This window comes from Roseibium sp. MMSF_3544 (assembly GCF_030732845.1).
Classification (GTDB): Bacteria; Pseudomonadota; Alphaproteobacteria; order Rhizobiales; family Stappiaceae; genus Roseibium.
The window spans coordinates 1-16,811 of sequence record NZ_JASHKA010000035.1 but is presented as its reverse complement, the minus strand read 5'-3'; the positions used below and the strand labels follow the sequence as shown (position 1 = coordinate 16,811).

The following is a 16,811-nucleotide window of genomic DNA, read 5'->3' as shown; positions in this document are numbered from 1 at the left end:
GACGACAGGCTTGCAAACACCCTTGATAAATTGGCGGGCCACAGGCCCGAACGACCGGATCGAACAGACGATGACCGAGACAGATAAACGCGACTATTCAGAAACCCTCAATCTGCCGCAAACCGAATTTCCGATGCGCGCCGGGCTCCCGAAAAAAGAACCGGAAATCCTTGCGCGCTGGGAAGCGCTGGACATCTACAAAAAGCTACGCGAGCAGGGTAAGGACCGCAACAAGTTCATCCTGCATGACGGCCCCCCTTATGCCAATGGCAACATCCACATTGGCCACTCCCTGAACAAGACATTGAAAGACATCGTGACCCGGTCCATGCAGATGATGGGTTACGAGAGCAACTATGTGCCTGGTTGGGACTGCCACGGCCTGCCGATCGAATGGAAGATCGAGGAACAGTATCGCGCCAAGGGCAAGAACAAGGACGAAGTGCCGATCAACGAGTTCCGCAAGGAATGCCGGGAATTTGCCGAGCACTGGATCGACGTTCAGCGCAAAGAATTCAAAAGGCTCGGCATCGAGGGCGACTGGGACAATCCCTACCTCACCATGAAGTTCGAAAGCGAAGCCGTTATCGCCCAGGAACTGATGAAGTTCGCCATGTCCGGTCAGCTCTACCGGGGTTCCAAACCCGTCATGTGGTCGGTTGTTGAAAAGACTGCACTGGCCGAAGCGGAGATCGAATACCAGGACTACAAGTCCGACATGATCTGGGTGAAGTTTCCGGTCGTGACGGCCGGCGGCAGCGACGAAGCCGCCGTGGAACAGCTTCTGAATGCTGCCCTCGTGATCTGGACAACCACGCCCTGGACGATCCCCGGCAACCGCGCGATCTGCTACTCCTCGCGCATTGCCTACAGCCTCTACGAGGTCACACAAGACGGACTGCCGGAAGACAACTGGGTCCAGAAAGGCGATCTGCTCGTTCTTGCCGATGCGCTGGCCGCGGATGTCTTCAAGAACGCACGCATCGAGGCCTTTGAGCGTGTTCGCGGGGTAAGCGCCGACGAACTGGCCACCCTCACCTGCGCCCATCCACTCGCGGAGCTGGGCCTTGGCGGCTACGAATTCGACGTGCCGGTGCTTGACGGCGATCACGTTACCGACGATGCCGGTACGGGCTTCGTCCACACTGCGCCGGGTCACGGGTCGGACGACTTTGAAATCTGGATGGAAAAACGGTCCGAGCTCGAGGAACGCGGCATCAACACGGCGATCCCCTTCACGGTTGCCGACGACGGGTTCTACACAAAGGACGCGCCGGGCTTCGAAGGCTTTGAGGTGATCACCCACAAGGGTGAAAAGGGCAAGGCCAACAGGGCTGTCATCGAAAAGCTCAAGGAAAGCGGCAACCTGATCGGCCTCGGCCGGCTTAATCACTCCTACCCGCATTCCTGGCGCTCCAAGAAACCGGTAATCTTCCGCAACACGCCGCAGTGGTTTGTCTACATGGACAAGACACTTTCAGGCGAAGGCGACACGCTGCGCACCCGTGCTCTCAATGCCATCGATGAGACCCGGTTCGTTCCGGGCAGCGGCCAGAACCGTTTGCGCTCGATGATCGAGAACCGCCCCGACTGGGTGCTCTCGCGCCAGCGCGCCTGGGGCGTGCCGATCACCGTCTTCATCCATAAGGAGAGCGCGGAGATCCTGAAGGACGAGACGGTCAACGCGCGCATCTACGACGCTTTCTGCGAAGAAGGTGCCGACGCCTGGTATGCGGACGGTGCCAAGGAGCGCTTCTTGGGCAATGACTATGCCGCCGACGACTGGGACATGGTCACCGATATTCTCGACGTCTGGTTCGATTCAGGTTCCACCCACGCTTTTGTCCTGGAAAAGCGTGAAGACCTGATGCCAAAGCGCAAGACGGACGGCGGCAACGACTACGTGCTTTATCTGGAAGGCTCCGACCAGCATCGCGGCTGGTTCCATTCCTCCCTCCTGGAAAGCTGCGGGACGCGCGGCACGGTGCCTTACGACGCGGTGCTGACCCATGGCTTCACCATGGCGGAGGACGGGCGCAAAATGTCCAAGTCGCTCGGCAACCAGATGTTCCCGCAAGACATCATCAAGCAATATGGCGCCGATATTTTGCGGCTTTGGGTGGCTTCGACCGACTACTGGGAAGACCAGCGCCTCGGCCAGGAAATCATCAAGACCAATGTCGACAGCTACCGCAAGCTGCGCAACACCTTGCGATGGATGCTCGGATCGCTGGCGCACGCAAGCGGCGAAGAGGTCGCCCTTTCCGACATGCCGGAACTCGAAAGGCTGATGCTGCACCGGCTCGTGGAACTGGACGAGATGATCCGCGAGGCTTACTGGGAATTCGATTACAAGAAGGTCTTCCACCAGCTCTTCACTTTCATGACCGTTGAGCTGTCGGCGTTCTATTTCGATATCCGGAAGGATGCGCTTTACTGCGATGCTGGTTCCTCCACGCGGCGCAAGGCGTCTCTTTTTGTCATCGACAAGTTGTTCAACTGCCTCGTTACCTGGATGGCGCCGATGCTGCCGTTCACCATGGACGAGACCTGGGTGTCCCGCTACGGCGAGGCAACGTCGGTCCACCTGGAGCAGTTCCCTGCCGTTCCGCAAGCGTGGCGAGACGATGCGCTCGCTGCGAAGTGGAGCAAGATCAAGACAGTTCGCCGGGTGATCACCGGTGCTCTTGAAATCGAACGGCGTGAAAAACGGATCGGGTCCTCGCTTGAAGCGCATCCCGTGGTCTATGTCACCGACGCGGACTTGATGGCTGCTCTGGACGGACAGGACATGGCGGATATCGCGATCACCAGCCAGTTGACACTGACAGCCGATCCCGCGCCGGAAGGAGCTTTCACGCTCGACGACACCAAGGGCGTCGCTGTTGTGCCCGCTTTGGCGGAGGGTCAGAAATGCGCCCGTTCCTGGAAGATCCTGCCGGAAGTGGGCTCTGATCCGGAGTATCCGGACGTCACCTTGCGCGATGCAGCAGCACTGCGTGAGTGGGACGCGGCCCACGCCGCGGCCTGACAACGCGACCGGACGACGGCGACATGAGTGAACCGACGCACACAGATCCGGCTGAAGACAAGCGGCCCCTGCTTTGGGGCCGTTTCAGCGCGTTTGTTCTGACCGTTGCGCTCATCGGGGTCGCCGCCGACCAGGCCAGCAAACTCTGGCTCGTCTTTGGATTTGATCTCGGATTGAACGGACCCGTCCGGTTGTTTCCGTTTCTTGACTTCGTCCTCGTCTGGAACAGAGGCGTTTCCTACGGTCTGTTTCAGCAAAACAGCGACGTTGGCCGCTGGCTTCTTGCCGGCGTAACCGTCGCCATCACGATTGGCCTTTGGGTTTGGTCGGCGCGGTGCGGGTCCAAACTGGTGGCGCTTGCTCTTGCGCTCGTCATCGGAGGTGCAATCGGCAACGGAATCGACCGAATCGCCTATGGGGCGGTCGTCGACTTCGTACATTTTCACGTTGGCAGCTTCTCCTGGTACGTGTTCAACCTCGCAGATGTGTGGATCGTTGCAGGCGTGGCCGGTCTCCTGTATGACAGTTTCAGAAATGGTCCTAATTCAGCCGTAAAATGAAGGTTTAACGCTGAGTCGATGGATCCGAGACGGGCGCTGGCCCGCATTTTATAATTCACAATCGGGGAGTCTGCTGTGCTGCGGACGATGTTTAGCTGGATCAAAAATTCCGCCCTGCTTGTCCTGTTGGCAGGATTGGCGGCGTGCCAGGCGGCTGACGGCACGAGCCAGTCGCCGGATACGGCACTGGTGAATTCGATCATGACAGGGCTTGGCGCGGTAGATCCGAACGCGAAGCCGATTGACTACAAGCCCCGTGCACCGCTTGCCATGCCAGCCGAACCCGGCGCGCTCCCGGAGCCTGAAACCAAGGTCGCCGGCACCGAGTCCGAAAACTGGCCGAAGCAACAGGAAAACGCCGAGTACGAAGAGCTCAAGGAACTTTACGCGACAAGCGGCGGCTTTGGCGCTCCGCTGACGCCTGAGCAAATGCGCGGCTTCAAGATCACTGGCGTTACGGGACAGGCGGAACGCGACCGTGTAGCTGAGCGCCGTCAGCAGGAGATCGACGACAACGCTCCGTTGACGCGCCAGGAACAGAAACAGGAGTTTGAAAATCTCCAGGCAATCAGGGCGCAACAAACAGGACTGGCGGAAGGCACGCTGGCGACGCGTCGTTATCTGACGGAGCCGCCGACCGCCTACAGCACGCCGTCGCCTGACGCGCCGATGCCGGAAGTCGTGAGCAAGTCGAAGTCGACCAAGAAACCGTCGAACTACGATCCCTACTCACCCAAGCCGCTCGATCCGCGCTGCCTGGAAGGCGAACAGAAGTACTGTAACTGATCAGACCGCGGTTATGCCGCGAATGACAAAATTGTAATGAGACCTCTGGGCCGACCTTCCTATATGGAGGGATTAGTCCGGAGGTTTTTTTGTTTTCAGGCCATAACGGGAGTTGCACGTGAACCCTTGCCTTAAAGATTTTCGTTTCAACCTTACCCAGCACGTCGGGAAGTCAGCCAGGATCCTGCTATTGCCCGCCCTACTCCTCGGGACGACAGCGCTGCTGCCGCCCGTCGAGGCCAGGGCGGAAGCACTTATTTCCAGCAATATTGTAATTGCTCCCAACCTGGAGAGCTTTACTCTGGAAAACGGGCTTCAGGTCGTGGTCATTCCCGATCGCCGCGCACCTGTCGTAACCCACATGATCTGGTACAAGGCCGGTTCCGCAGATGAACCGGAAGGCCAGTCCGGTGTCGCCCATTTTCTCGAGCATTTGATGTTCAAGGGCACAAAGAACAACCCGGATGGTGCGTTCTCGAAAATGATTGCGGAACGGGGCGGCCAGGAAAACGCGTTCACCAGCACCGACTACACCGCCTACTTCCAGAAAGTCGCAAAGGAACACCTGCCTCTGATGATGCGGCTTGAGGCGGACCGGATGGAAAACCTGGTGTTGTCCGACGAGGTTGTTGACCCCGAACGCGATGTTGTTCTTGAAGAGCGCCGCAGCCGGGTCGACAGCGAGCCGGGATCGCGGCTGCGCGAGGCGATGAATGCCATCACATTCGTCAATCACCCCTACGGATCACCTGTGATCGGCTGGCAAAGCGAGATCGAAGCGCTGAACAAGGATTCGGCCCTCGCCTTTTACGACCGGTTTTACACGCCCAACAATGCGGTCGTCGTGATCGCCGGGGATGTCGACGTCGACACGGTCCGCCAACTCGCTGCCGAAACCTACGGCAAGGTGGAGAGACGTGCAGAACCCGGCGAGCGCATAAGACCAGTGGAGCCGCCGCTGTCGGGCGAGCGCCGCATTGCAGTTTCCGATCCCAGGGTCCGGCAGGAATCCATTTCCCAAACCTGGGTCGTCCCCAGTCAGTCGACCGGGACCGGCAGAACCCCGGAGGCCCTCGACGTGCTTGCCTATATTCTTGGGGAAGGCCCGTCGAGCCGCTTGCATAAATCGCTTGTCCTGGACCAGGAAGCGGCGATCGGCGCAGGGGCCTATTATCAGAGCCGCGCGCTGGACAACAGCCGCTTTGGGCTCTACGCAGCCCCCCGTCCCGGCCGTACTCTGGCGGAAATGGAGCGGCTGATTGCAGAAGAGTTGAACAAACTCCTGGAGACCGGCGTGAGCGAAGAGGAAGTCGACCGCGCCAAGAACAGCATGATTGCAAGCGCCATTTATGCGCAGGACAGCCAGTCTGGTCTTGCGAGGCTGTTCGGCGGCGCCCTTACGAGCGGGCAATCGATAGAGGACGTTCAAAGCTGGCCGGCGCAGGTCAGTGCCGTCACGCCTGAAGACGTGCTGGAGGCCGCCAGAACCTATCTGACCGGTACACCGGTCATCGGAGAATTGCGGATTGAAAGCCGGACAGAACCGGAAGCCGCTCTGACAAATGCAACACAAGTCAACGACAAGTCCTGATCCATGACCCATAAAACCGCTAATATTCGCAACGGCCTGGTTCTTGGTGCGCTTGCGTTTTTCCTTTTTGTCGGCCTCGCGCGTACAGCGCATGCCGTTGAAGTCCAAAAAATCGTCAGCCCCGGGGGGGTCGAAGCGTGGTTGGTCGAAGATCACACCGTCCCCATCATTGCGCTGAATTTCTCCTTTGACGGAGGGTCCGTACAGGATCCGGAAGGCAAGGAAGGCGTGACACGCCTGCTCGCGGCCACTCTCGACGAAGGGGCCGGCGATCTCAGCTCAGAAGAGTTTCAGGGGCGCCTGGAGGAACTGGCTGTAAGCATCGGTTTCAGCACCGGACGAGACCGATTTTACGGCAGCCTGAGAACGCTCAGCCCGACCTTGGACGAAGCCACGGACCTGTTGGCGATTGCCGTAAACGCGCCCCGCTTCGACGAAGCGCCCGTCGAGCGCATGAAAACGCAACTGGCAACCCAGATCAGGCGCAACGAAAGCGACCCGAACGCAATTGCAGGCCGTTCGCTGGCCAGCGCCATGTTCGGCGACCATCCTTATGCGCGTCCGACACTTGGAACGGGCGTTACAATGGGTGCGCTTACGGCGGATGACCTTAGGGCACAGCACGGCAAACTCATCTCAAGAAACGGTTTGAAGATCGGTGTCGTCGGCGCAATCAACGCACAGACGCTTGCGCAAGTTCTGGACAAGGTCTTTGCCGACCTTCCAGACCGGAGCGACCTTGCGAGCATTTCCGACTTTGCCCCTGATAGCGGTGAGACAATCCATCGGGAGCTTGATGTTCCACAGACCACCATCCTTGTGGCCCTGCCCGGCCTGAAACGCGACGACCCCGACTATCAGGCAGCCTATGTCATGAACCACATCCTGGGCGGTGGCACGTTCACCTCGTGGATGTACGAAGAAGTGCGCGAAAAGCGCGGTTTGTCCTATGGTGCCGGGACCTCGCTTTCACCCTACCGTCACACTGGTCTGCTGGTCGGTTCCGCCGCCACCATAACGGAACGCGCCGCGGAAACGGTCGATGTCATGCTCGATCAAATCAAGCGCATGGCAACGGAAGGCCCGAGCGACGCGGAACTCGCTTCCGCCAAGCGCTTCATCACGGGCTCCTATGCGCTGCGTTTCGACAGCTCGGGAAAGATTGCGCGGCAATTGGTGGCCTTGCAAAACGCCGAACTCGGCATTGATTACTTCGACCGCCGCAACAGCGAAATCGAGGCAGTTACGCTCGAAGACGTTCAGCGGGTAGCCAAAAGACTTCTGGCGGAAAGCAAACCGACGATTATCACCGTTGGGCAAGAACAAGGCTGATCAAACGGTCAGGAATCAAATCGCGCACAAGAGCCAGGCGGCGGGATCACCCCGCCGCCGTTTTTCTGGGCCCGGGCGCCGGTGCGCCCTGCAAGACCTCTGCTCTGACCGGACGCGGCGGCGAGAACAGGTTGCCCTGCGCGAGTTTCACATCGTAGTCGAGAAGCTCCAGAACCTGCGATTCCGTTTCCACATGGTCAGTCACCAGCTCCATCCCGTAGCGATGCAGCAGATCACCGAAATCTGACGGGTGAATATGGCCATGATTGGCTTCTCGACGGCCGATCAGATAATCGGCATGCAGTTTACCGAACTTGAACCCACGGCCCGCCAGCGAATTGAAGTCCATCTTCATGTCGGTGATCCGGTCGACCGAAAACCGGAAGCCGAGATCGTAGAGCGCGCTCAGGCTTTCAAGTTCCATCGCCCCCATATCGGCGACATCGCTTTGCGCAAACTCGAAGACCAGCACATCGGCAAAGTTCCGGTTTGATTTCACAAATTCCAGAAAGCCAGGGAAAAACGTCTCATCGACGAGCGAGACGGATGCAATGTTGCAAAAGAGGATCGCGTTTCGATTGCGCGAGGTGAGACGCCGGATGACCTGGATGGATCGGAAGAGAAGCAGGTTGTCGATCCGGGCGATTTGTCCCGACAGAACGGCTTCCGGCAGGAAAGCCGCCGCTTCGACCGCATTCCCCTCTGCGTCTCTCAAACGGGTAAAGGCTTCGTAGTATTTCACCTGTCGCTGGGGCAGCGTTACGATCGGCTGCAGGTGAAGCTCGACCCGATTGGCGTTGAGTGCCGAGGTGATCAGCTCTCGCATCGCCATATTTGGCTGGGCCCGCTCGGGCTCCACGGGCTGGTGATCGCCTGACGGAAAGTCAGCGTGAAACTGTTCGTCAACCGCGATGTCACGCTCTGATCCCTGCATCGTCTGCGGCGGGACTGCAGCTTCTCCCGGCAAGTGTCGGGACTGAACATCATATCTGCGGTCCCATCCGACCATGTCACCCCGGACTTCATTGCCCGTGAAATGGGGTCCCGGCATCTGGGCCGGGGCGGCTTCACCCGTCATGCCCGGTGGAGACACATGAGCCGGAGGGCGCTCCTGCTGACGCATATCCGGCAGCGGGTCGGGTTGCGGCGGCGATACGGGCGGTGCGGGATAACCGGGGTGCGTCGCTGCGACATTTGCCTGTAACGCGGGTTGAGGCTGCGCGTAGCGTGGCAGGTGCGGCGCTTGGGGCGGCGGCATCAGGGCCTGCTGATCTTCTACCCTGGTTTCCAGATCCGACATGGCTTCAGCCATCTGTTTGACAAGAGTGCCAAGAACTTCGACTTCAGCAAACAGCGGGTCCATTTCGGCGCGGGTGCGTCGCGGCATGGTGTGTTCCATGCCGGTCAGGCGACCTTCCAGGTTGCCGACATCCTCGTCGAGGTCGGTCATGCGCTCCTCGAGCCGGTCGACTGCCTCGCTCACCGCTCCACGGTCACGCGCCCTGCCGATCAGCAGATGGATGAGTATCATCGTGCACATAAGCGCAAGCGAAAGGGAAACTGCCTCACCGAACGGGCGGCCGAACTGAAAAATCAGCACAGTCGCGGACGACAGCGCGATGATGGCCATGCATATTGCTACAAAAATGGTCCCCGTCCGGCCCATGGCGTCTGAAAGTTCCGACCCGAATCAAAATTACCGGTTAATCATGCCTTAAGAACCAGCTTGCTCCGAATCCGCAAGCCGCTTTCAAGTGCGGAATCCGTCACTTGTCCCCGACTATGGTTGAAAATGCCCGCCGATTTTCGGTCTGTGAAACCGCTCAAGTGCCTGAAACCGCGAAAACTTGCTTCCGCAGCGTCGATTTCGCCAGAAGCTCCGTGAACGGCAGAAAAATTTGCATTCAGCAGCGACTTCGTTAGAATTGTGGCAGGGCAATTTGTCGTGGTGCATAGACAACCGGTTACCATAAGGGGACTGGCATGCACGCCGCTGTACAGCCGAGTCGAAACAACGCGCGACGAAGCGATCAGGACCAAAAGCCGGTCACCGAGCCCCATTCACAGACCAGAAATACCAACTCCGGCGACAGTGTTGGCGCCGAACCCGGTTCGTTCCCGGCTTCCATTGGCGTACAGCTTTCGGAAGACCAGATTCAATCAGCCCTTTTCAATGCCCTCAAAAGCCCGGAGTTTCGCTCAGCACCTCAATTGCGTGCGTTCCTGGAATTCGTCGTTCGCGCGGCACTCGACAACAAACTCGAGAAAATAAAGGGCTACACGATCGCAGTGGAGGCGCTTGGCCGTCCGGAGGACTTCAATCCGGTGACAGACCCGATTGTGCGGGTCGAAGCAGCCCGTCTCAGGCGCCGGCTTGTAAAATACTACACCGGCTCCGGGCTCTCGGATCCCGTCAGGATCTCCATTCCAAAAGGCAGCTACGCGCCGTCTTTCAGTGCCTCTGACACATTGCCCAAAACCGCTTCGGCAGATCAGAAAATCGCTGATTTGGCGCATCCCGGTACCAAATTCATTGAAGCGGATAGTGCCGGAACGGCTCAACCGGCATTCGCTCCTCCGGAAGAAAACGTGGCAGCTGCAACCGACGCAAGGCTTGCGAACGGGGCAAGCGAACAAGCTTCAGATCCGGCTAACACACTGATCCTCGATACCAGCAATGAAGTGGCGTCCACTCAGCAGAAACCGGCACAGCGCCTTCATCAAATAAGAATGTCCATCCCGTTCGCCGCTGCACTTGCGGCAGGGTGCTTTGTAGCGGGTTTCATTGCCGGTTCGCTCTGACAGCGCTTCGGCTGCTAACCGGTTTTCTCCGTAAAAACTGCAAAATGCGTCATCTGACAACGCTTTGTTTACCCTGTTCGGAGAATTATCAGGGTGACGAATCTTTCGATACTCGATTGACCCAGCTCAAGCGACGGGAGTTACCCAGCAATGGGGAGTAATGAGGGCAAAGAGTTGCCTGTGATTGTACGCGTATTAGACGCTTCAGCCTCGGAAGCTGCCCGCACATCCGCTGTCTGCGCAAAATTATCCGCCTCCTGCGCCGATCCGATCCTTTACACGGAGTCCGCCTCCTGCCTTCAGGATCTCGCGGACAAAACGACCGATATTCTTGTAATAGATCTGGAAACGATCGGTGGTGACGAGGCCCTGGAAGCTTATGCCGTCAGATGCCCAAAGGCCGTTATTGTCGCTGTTTCGGCAAAGGGGTCTGTGTCTCGCGCCGTGAGCGCAATGCGGGCCGGCGCGCATGATTTTCTGACCAAACCTTTCTCGCTTGATGCACTCGCCACCAAAATTACGTTCCAGCTTCAGCAAAGACGGCCCGTTCTGGTGCCAGTACAGCCGGAAGCAGAGCCTGAACCTGCATCTGGTCCCGCGAAACAAGCGCTGCAGTCACGCCCGGAGATCTCCAGCCGCGAAGAGACCGGTTTGAACAGGCTGGTCGGAACGTCGCAGCAAATGCGCGAGATCCACGATCAAATCAAACGTATGGCGCCGTCTCAGGCTCCGGTCTTCATCACCGGAGAGTCCGGGACCGGCAAGGAACTTTGCGCCAACGCCATCCATGACCTGTCAGAGCGCCAGCCCAACCGTTTCATCACGCTGAACTGTGCCGCAATCCCGCGGGATCTCATCGAAAGTGAGATTTTCGGCTACATGCGCGGTGCCTTCACCGGCGCGACCGAAAACCGGGCGGGAGCGGCGGAACAGGCCGATGGCGGGACCCTGTTTCTCGACGAAATCGGCGAAATGGACCTGATGCTGCAAAGCAAGCTGCTCAGGTTCCTTCAGACCGGTTCCTTCCAGCGGCTCGGCGATACACAGTCTCGACAGGTCGATGCGCGCATCATCTGTGCGACCAATCGCAATCCTGTTGCCGAGATTTCGGCCGGGCGTTTCCGGGAAGACCTTTACTACCGCCTTCATGTTCTTCCAATCCACCTGCCCCCGCTGCGCGAGCGCCGGGACGATATCCTTCCGCTCGCAGAAGCTTTTCTGGACCGGTATTCCGGTGAAGAGCGGCGTGGGTTCAAGGGATTTGACGCGGATGCGGAAGCGCGGATCGTTTCCTATTCCTGGCCGGGCAATGTGCGGCAACTGGAAAACACCATTCGCCAGATCGTCGTCATGAATGACGGCGCAGCAGTAACCTTCGATATGCTGCCGATGGTGATCCGCGACCAGAGCGGGCGCCCGAATGCGGTGATCGATCTGTCCCGCGAGCGCTCGCGCGTAAGCGCCCCAAGTCGTCCGTTTGGCGCGATCGAGCCCTTGTGGGCGCAGGAACGCCGGATTATTGAGGATGCGCTCGACGCCTTTGACGGAAACATTGCCATGGCCGCCGCTGCCCTGGAGATCAGCCCGTCGACAATCTACCGGAAACGTCAATCCTGGTCGGCGCGTAGCCTTTAACCGGCTAGCGTTTACTGCATTGCACACATTTTCTTGTGTAACGCCAAAAGTCAGTCTATATCGGCCAAATCGCCAAGAAACGACAAGACTTAAGGGCGTGCGGGGAAGTGATAATGCTGACTGGAAGATGTTTAACCCGGCGGACTGCTGCCGTTCTGGTCCTGGCGACTGGGTTGTTTGCAGGGTTTTCTTCTGCAACTGCATTTTCTGAAACTGTTTCCGCACCTTCCGAAGCTTTCAACGAAGCTCTTGCCGCATATGATGCCGCCTGGGAGGCCAACGGTCTTGCGTTTGCGGTCGCTACCTTTACCGAAGAGGGTGGCGGCGCCTACGGTCAGTACACACCGCGGTCCGACTCCGTCTTTCAAAATGACGAGGTCCTCTCCATCTATGCGGAGCCGATCGGCTACGCCTACAACGAGGCTGACGGTCAGTACGAATTTGAATTGACGGCAAGCTACCGGCTGCTCACGCTTTCCGGCCAGGTTCTGGCCGAACAGGACAATTTCGCGGTCTTTGCCGGCAAGGGCCGGTCGAAGCAACGCGAACTCGCCGCCGCGCTTTCCTTCCAGTTCAGCGGCCTGCCTGCCGGCGACTACGAACTGGAGACCCTGTTCACGGATGGGGCCAGCGGAAAAGAGGCCGGTTTCACCTTGCCATTCAGGATCACCGCCCCTAACTAGAGGCCAAGGAGAGCGCGCCTTTGGAGCGTTCTTCGCGACAGATTGTGCTTTTCGGTGTCGAACGGCCACCATCGCCGGAATACACGAGCGATTTCCAGATTAAATTCTGCTCACAAAGCATTGACAATTTGAACGCTGCTGCATAAATCCAGTGCGCTGTTAGCACTCGCCTTGAGGGAGTGCTAACACGTAGCAGGAAGCAGGGTTTCCTGTTCCATACAACCCAATAATCATGTCTCGCGCGCTGCCAACTGCGTGGGGCGCGCTCATGAGAGGAAACAGTCTTATGGCATTTCGTCCACTGCACGACCGTGTCGTAGTTCGCCGAGTAGACTCTGAAGAGAAAACTGCTGGCGGCATTATCATTCCGGACACCGCAAAAGAAAAACCGCAGGAAGGCGAGATCATCGCCGTCGGCACAGGCGCTCGCAAAGACAACGGTGAAATCGTTGCACTCGACGTCAAGGCAGGCGACCGCGTCCTGTTCGGCAAGTGGTCCGGCACCGAAGTCAAGATCGACGGTGAAGACCTCCTGATCATGAAGGAATCCGACATCATGGGCGTGATCGCTTAACACAGCGAACCGCTTCTGATCTCCTCCAATTCCAATTTTAGGTGAGACGACTCTATGTCTGCTAAAGAAGTAAAATTCTCCTCTGATGCCCGCGAGCGCATGCTCCGCGGCGTCGATACCCTCGCAAACGCTGTCAAGGTGACCCTCGGCCCGAAAGGCCGTAACGTCGTTCTCGACAAGGCATTCGGCGCACCGCGCATCACCAAGGACGGTGTCTCCGTTGCCAAGGAAATCGAACTGGAAGACAAGTTCGAAAACATGGGCGCCCAGATGGTGCGCGAAGTGGCTTCCAAGACCAACGACATCGCTGGTGACGGCACCACCACTGCAACCGTTCTGGCACAGGCCATCGTCAAGGAAGGCGCCAAGGCTGTTGCTGCCGGCATGAACCCGATGGACCTGAAGCGCGGCGTCGACATGGCTGCTGCTGAAGCCGTCAAGTCTCTGGAAGCTGCTTCCAAGACCATCACCACTTCTGAGGAAGTTGCCCAGGTCGGCACCATTTCCGCAAACGGCGACGAGCAGGTCGGCCAGGACATTGCCGAAGCCATGCAGAAAGTCGGCAACGAAGGCGTGATCACCGTCGAGGAAGCCAAGTCCCTGGAAACCGAGCTGGAAGTCGTTGAAGGCATGCAGTTCGACCGCGGCTACCTGTCTCCGTACTTCGTCACCAACGCCGACAAGATGCTGGCTGACCTGGAAAAGCCGTTCATCCTGCTGCACGAGAAGAAACTCTCCAACCTGCAGGCCATGCTGCCGATCCTGGAAGCTGTTGTTCAGTCTTCCCGTCCGCTTCTCATCATTGCTGAAGACGTCGAAGGCGAAGCTCTGGCAACCCTCGTTGTCAACAAGCTGCGCGGCGGTCTGAAGATTGCTGCCGTCAAGGCTCCGGGCTTCGGCGACCGCCGCAAGGCCATGCTGGAAGACATCGCGATCCTGACCGGTGGTACCGTGATCTCCGAAGATCTCGGCATCAAGCTGGAAAACGTTTCCCTCGACATGCTTGGCACTGCCGAGAAGGTGGCCATCACCAAAGAAACCACCACCATTGTTGACGGTGCAGGTTCCAAGGAAGACATCGACGGCCGCGTCGGTCAGATCAAGGCCCAGATCGAAGAAACCACTTCCGATTACGACCGCGAGAAGCTCCAGGAGCGCCTGGCCAAGCTCGCAGGCGGTGTCGCTGTCATCCGCGTCGGCGGTGCGACCGAAATCGAAGTGAAAGAAAAGAAAGACCGCGTTGACGATGCACTGAACGCGACCCGCGCTGCCGTTGAAGAAGGCATCGTACCGGGTGGTGGCGCAGCTCTGCTGCGTGCTAAGGACGACGTTGCAAAGCTGTCCTCCAGCAATCCGGACATCGAAGCCGGCATCAAGATCGTTCTGCGCGCTCTTGAGTCTCCGATCCGTCAGATCGCCGAAAACGCTGGTGTCGAAGGCTCCATCGTTGTTGGCAAGGTCGGCGATAGCGGCGACGCTTCCTTCGGTTTCAACGCTCAGACCGAAGAATATGTCAACCTGATCGAAGCCGGCATCATCGACCCGACCAAGGTTGTGCGCACGGCTCTGCAGGACGCAGCTTCTGTTGCCGGCCTGCTGATCACCACCGAAGCCATGGTTGCAGAGCTGCCGAAGAAAGAAGCAGCACCGGCAATGCCGGGTGGCGACATGGGCGGTATGGGCGGCATGGGCTTCTAAGAAACCCAAGCTAATCAGCTTTACGGAAAGGGCGGCCCTCGTGCCGCCCTTTTTGCTTGGCGCGCCGCACCCTTTATTTGACCGGTTCGCGTCTGTTAAAGGTAGCGAATGGACCTCACTTCCCTCCTTCTGCTGGCAACCGCAATGGCTTCAGCAGGGACGCCTTCACCACAAGCTGACTGGGGCACCTTTCCTCGGTGCAGGCGTTGGATTTGTAGCGGCGCGCGTCGAGCGCTGCTGCATGCAGATCCAACCGAGACCCGCTGAAGCCGCACTTCTGACACACGATCGAGAAAGCGCATTATGGCCGTCATCGAATATGTCTATTCCGCTCATTCCGCGTTTGCTTATCTCGGCTCTGCGGAAATTCAGCGTATCTGCGCAGACCACGGTGTGGTTCTGGTGCATCGGCCGATCCTGCTGTCGCCGGTCGTCGAGGCACAGCGCAGCCCTGCCTTCCGCAAGCGAACGCAGCAGCATGTCGACTATTTCTTCGGACGGGAAATCGAACGGTGGGCGGAATTCCGCTCCGTTCCGATCATTAATCATCGGCCAAGCCAGCATGACGCCGACTACAGCATCGCATCTGGCATGATCATCGCCCTGGGTGAAACGGGACCGCAAACCGACAGGATGGCGCACCGGTTGATGGATGCGCATTGGCGCGAAGACGTCGACCTGTCCGATGAGATCGCACTAAAGGCGATTGCGCGGGAACTGGGGCTCGACCCCGAGACCCATCTGACGAAGGCCGCCTCACGCGAAGTCCAGGACACACTTCAGGCCAACACGCAATGGGCCGTTTCGAAGGCGCTCTTCGGATCACCAACCTATGTCGTCGACGGCGACCCCTTCTACGGACAGGATCATCTGCCGTTGGTGGAACGTGCGCTGAAGACCCCGTTCAAGCCAAGTGACTGGTCCAATCCGAGTGTTGACTAAGGCGCGCCGGACCTATGCCAATTCGGCCAATCGGGCACGCAGGAGATTGATCGTCGGCAGGTCGGTCGCAAGCGAAATTGCCTTTTCATAGCAGCGGGACGCTGACTCGCGGTTACCGAGCCCAGCGTTCAGGTCCGCCCGCGCCGCCCAAAGCGGCTGGAACCCGGTTCCGGCCTGCGCCTCTGCGATATCAAGCGCCCGCAATCCCGCGTCAGGTCCGTGCAGCCTGCCGGTGACGACGGCCTGCGCAACAAGACCGCCAGCCGACGGCGCTACTTTTTGAAGTGCGAAATAGAGCTTGTTCAAGGCCTGCCAGTCCGTCCGGCCGGTCTCCTTGCGCGCGACGTGTATGGATTCAATCGCCGCTTCGATCTGGAACCTGCCAACCATCGATTTGCCATAGGCGCGGGTCAGCTGCCGTTTGCCGTAAGCGATGAGATCGTCACGCCAGAGCGAAACATCCTGTTCGCCGGTTGGAACTAGCACGCCGTCGATGGTCCGCGCGCCGGCTCTTGCATGACTGAAGGCAATCAGCGCAGCCAGGCCGAGCGCTTCCGCATTGCCTGCCATCAGGCGGCTGGAAAGATCTGCAAGGTAGAATGCTTCGTCGCCCAGGGTATCGGCCGGGTCCAGCCAGTCATGGGCGTGGAGGGCATAAAGGGCTTCGAGCAGGGTGGAGCTGCGCTCCTCCAGAACGGCCCCCTCCGGGATCTTGAACGGTATGCCCGCATCCCTGACCTTGGCCTTGGCTCGAACCAGGCGCTTGGCGAGTGCTGCAGGCGAGATCAGAAACAACCGCGCAATAGTCCGCGCCTCCATGCCAAGGACGGTCTGCAGCATCAGCGGGACATGCAGATCGGTCGCGATGGCCGGGTGGGCACACACCAGCAACAAGGATAATCGCTGATCGGGCAGGCTGTCTTCCAAGTGATCGTCATCCGACATGTCGGGTATCTCGCTTTCGCTTGGAAAGCGCAGCTGTTTTCGCTGCCAATCGGTCAACCTGTTGCGCGCGGTGGTGAGCAGCCATGCATCCGGATTGTCCGGAATACCGTGCAAGGGCCAATGGTCAAGCGCCTTGGCGAACGCATCCGCCAGGGCGTCTTCAGCCATTGCAATGTCATGGGTGCGAACCGACAGAAGTGCCAGCAGGCGTCCATAACTGTCCCGCGCAGCC

General features: G+C 58.8%; 13 protein-coding genes. 11 read left to right on the top strand and 2 right to left on the bottom strand.

Annotated features, from left to right (window positions below):
• Positions 1-70 precede the first annotated feature (70 nt).
• The 5 genes from ileS to RBB47_RS28725 all read left to right on the top strand — a co-directional run bounded on the left by ileS (position 71) and on the right by RBB47_RS28725 (position 7,300).
• Positions 71-3,031, top strand: a complete 2,961-nt coding sequence (ileS, locus tag RBB47_RS28745) for an isoleucine--tRNA ligase (RefSeq protein WP_305989369.1) — start codon at positions 71-73, stop codon at positions 3,029-3,031.
• A 23-nt stretch (positions 3,032-3,054) separates the two neighbouring features.
• The gene (gene lspA, locus RBB47_RS28740; RefSeq protein WP_305989368.1) at positions 3,055-3,591 is read left to right on the top strand and encodes a signal peptidase II; all 537 of its coding nucleotides are present in this window, start codon (positions 3,055-3,057) and stop codon (positions 3,589-3,591) included.
• 75 nt (positions 3,592-3,666) lie between these two features.
• Positions 3,667-4,377, top strand: a complete 711-nt coding sequence (locus RBB47_RS28735; RefSeq protein ID WP_305989367.1) for a hypothetical protein — start codon at positions 3,667-3,669, stop codon at positions 4,375-4,377.
• A gap of 190 nt (positions 4,378-4,567) precedes the next feature.
• Positions 4,568-5,968 (top strand): pitrilysin family protein, encoded by a 1,401-nt coding sequence (locus tag RBB47_RS28730; RefSeq protein WP_305989366.1) that lies wholly within the window; start codon positions 4,568-4,570, stop codon positions 5,966-5,968.
• Between the two features lie 3 nt (positions 5,969-5,971).
• Positions 5,972-7,300, top strand: a complete 1,329-nt coding sequence (locus RBB47_RS28725; protein ID WP_305989365.1) for a pitrilysin family protein — start codon at positions 5,972-5,974, stop codon at positions 7,298-7,300.
• A gap of 46 nt (positions 7,301-7,346) precedes the next feature.
• Here RBB47_RS28725 and RBB47_RS28720 read toward each other — a convergent pair whose 3' ends face one another.
• On the bottom strand, positions 7,347-8,930 hold the full coding sequence (locus RBB47_RS28720) for an EAL domain-containing protein (RefSeq protein ID WP_305989364.1): 1,584 nt from the start codon (positions 8,928-8,930) through the stop codon (positions 7,347-7,349).
• Between the two features lie 353 nt (positions 8,931-9,283).
• On the opposite strand from RBB47_RS28720, the gene RBB47_RS28715 reads away from it, so the two are divergent.
• The 6 genes from RBB47_RS28715 to RBB47_RS28690 all read left to right on the top strand — a co-directional run bounded on the left by RBB47_RS28715 (position 9,284) and on the right by RBB47_RS28690 (position 15,634).
• The gene (locus RBB47_RS28715) at positions 9,284-10,102 is read left to right on the top strand and encodes a hypothetical protein (protein WP_305989363.1); all 819 of its coding nucleotides are present in this window, start codon (positions 9,284-9,286) and stop codon (positions 10,100-10,102) included.
• A gap of 150 nt (positions 10,103-10,252) precedes the next feature.
• Positions 10,253-11,737, top strand: a complete 1,485-nt coding sequence (locus tag RBB47_RS28710) for a sigma-54 dependent transcriptional regulator (protein ID WP_305989362.1) — start codon at positions 10,253-10,255, stop codon at positions 11,735-11,737.
• A gap of 113 nt (positions 11,738-11,850) precedes the next feature.
• On the top strand, positions 11,851-12,420 hold the full coding sequence (locus RBB47_RS28705) for a hypothetical protein (protein ID WP_305989361.1): 570 nt from the start codon (positions 11,851-11,853) through the stop codon (positions 12,418-12,420).
• A 286-nt stretch (positions 12,421-12,706) separates the two neighbouring features.
• The gene (gene groES, locus RBB47_RS28700) at positions 12,707-12,994 is read left to right on the top strand and encodes a co-chaperone GroES (protein WP_094074079.1); all 288 of its coding nucleotides are present in this window, start codon (positions 12,707-12,709) and stop codon (positions 12,992-12,994) included.
• 54 nt (positions 12,995-13,048) lie between these two features.
• On the top strand, positions 13,049-14,692 hold the full coding sequence (gene groL / locus RBB47_RS28695) for a chaperonin GroEL (RefSeq protein WP_305989360.1): 1,644 nt from the start codon (positions 13,049-13,051) through the stop codon (positions 14,690-14,692).
• 303 nt (positions 14,693-14,995) lie between these two features.
• On the top strand, positions 14,996-15,634 hold the full coding sequence (locus RBB47_RS28690) for a 2-hydroxychromene-2-carboxylate isomerase (RefSeq protein WP_305989359.1): 639 nt from the start codon (positions 14,996-14,998) through the stop codon (positions 15,632-15,634).
• Between the two features lie 12 nt (positions 15,635-15,646).
• Here the strand turns inward: RBB47_RS28690 and RBB47_RS28685 are convergent.
• Positions 15,647-16,811, bottom strand: a 1,165-nt coding sequence (locus RBB47_RS28685) for an RNA polymerase sigma factor (RefSeq protein ID WP_305989358.1), incomplete at its 5' end; no start/stop codon positions are given.

Coding starts and splice junctions, on each gene's coding strand:
- ileS (WP_305989369.1), top strand. CDS start 71: ATGACCGAGACAGATAAACGCGACTATTCAGAAACCCTCAATCTGCCG.
- lspA (WP_305989368.1), top strand. CDS start 3,055: ATGAGTGAACCGACGCACACAGATCCGGCTGAAGACAAGCGGCCCCTG.
- RBB47_RS28725 (WP_305989365.1), top strand. CDS start 5,972: ATGACCCATAAAACCGCTAATATTCGCAACGGCCTGGTTCTTGGTGCG.
- RBB47_RS28720 (WP_305989364.1), bottom strand. CDS start 8,930: ATGGCCATCATCGCGCTGTCGTCCGCGACTGTGCTGATTTTTCAGTTC.
- RBB47_RS28715 (WP_305989363.1), top strand. CDS start 9,284: ATGCACGCCGCTGTACAGCCGAGTCGAAACAACGCGCGACGAAGCGAT.
- RBB47_RS28710 (WP_305989362.1), top strand. CDS start 10,253: ATGGGGAGTAATGAGGGCAAAGAGTTGCCTGTGATTGTACGCGTATTA.
- RBB47_RS28705 (WP_305989361.1), top strand. CDS start 11,851: ATGCTGACTGGAAGATGTTTAACCCGGCGGACTGCTGCCGTTCTGGTC.
- groES (WP_094074079.1), top strand. CDS start 12,707: ATGGCATTTCGTCCACTGCACGACCGTGTCGTAGTTCGCCGAGTAGAC.
- groL (WP_305989360.1), top strand. CDS start 13,049: ATGTCTGCTAAAGAAGTAAAATTCTCCTCTGATGCCCGCGAGCGCATG.
- RBB47_RS28690 (WP_305989359.1), top strand. CDS start 14,996: ATGGCCGTCATCGAATATGTCTATTCCGCTCATTCCGCGTTTGCTTAT.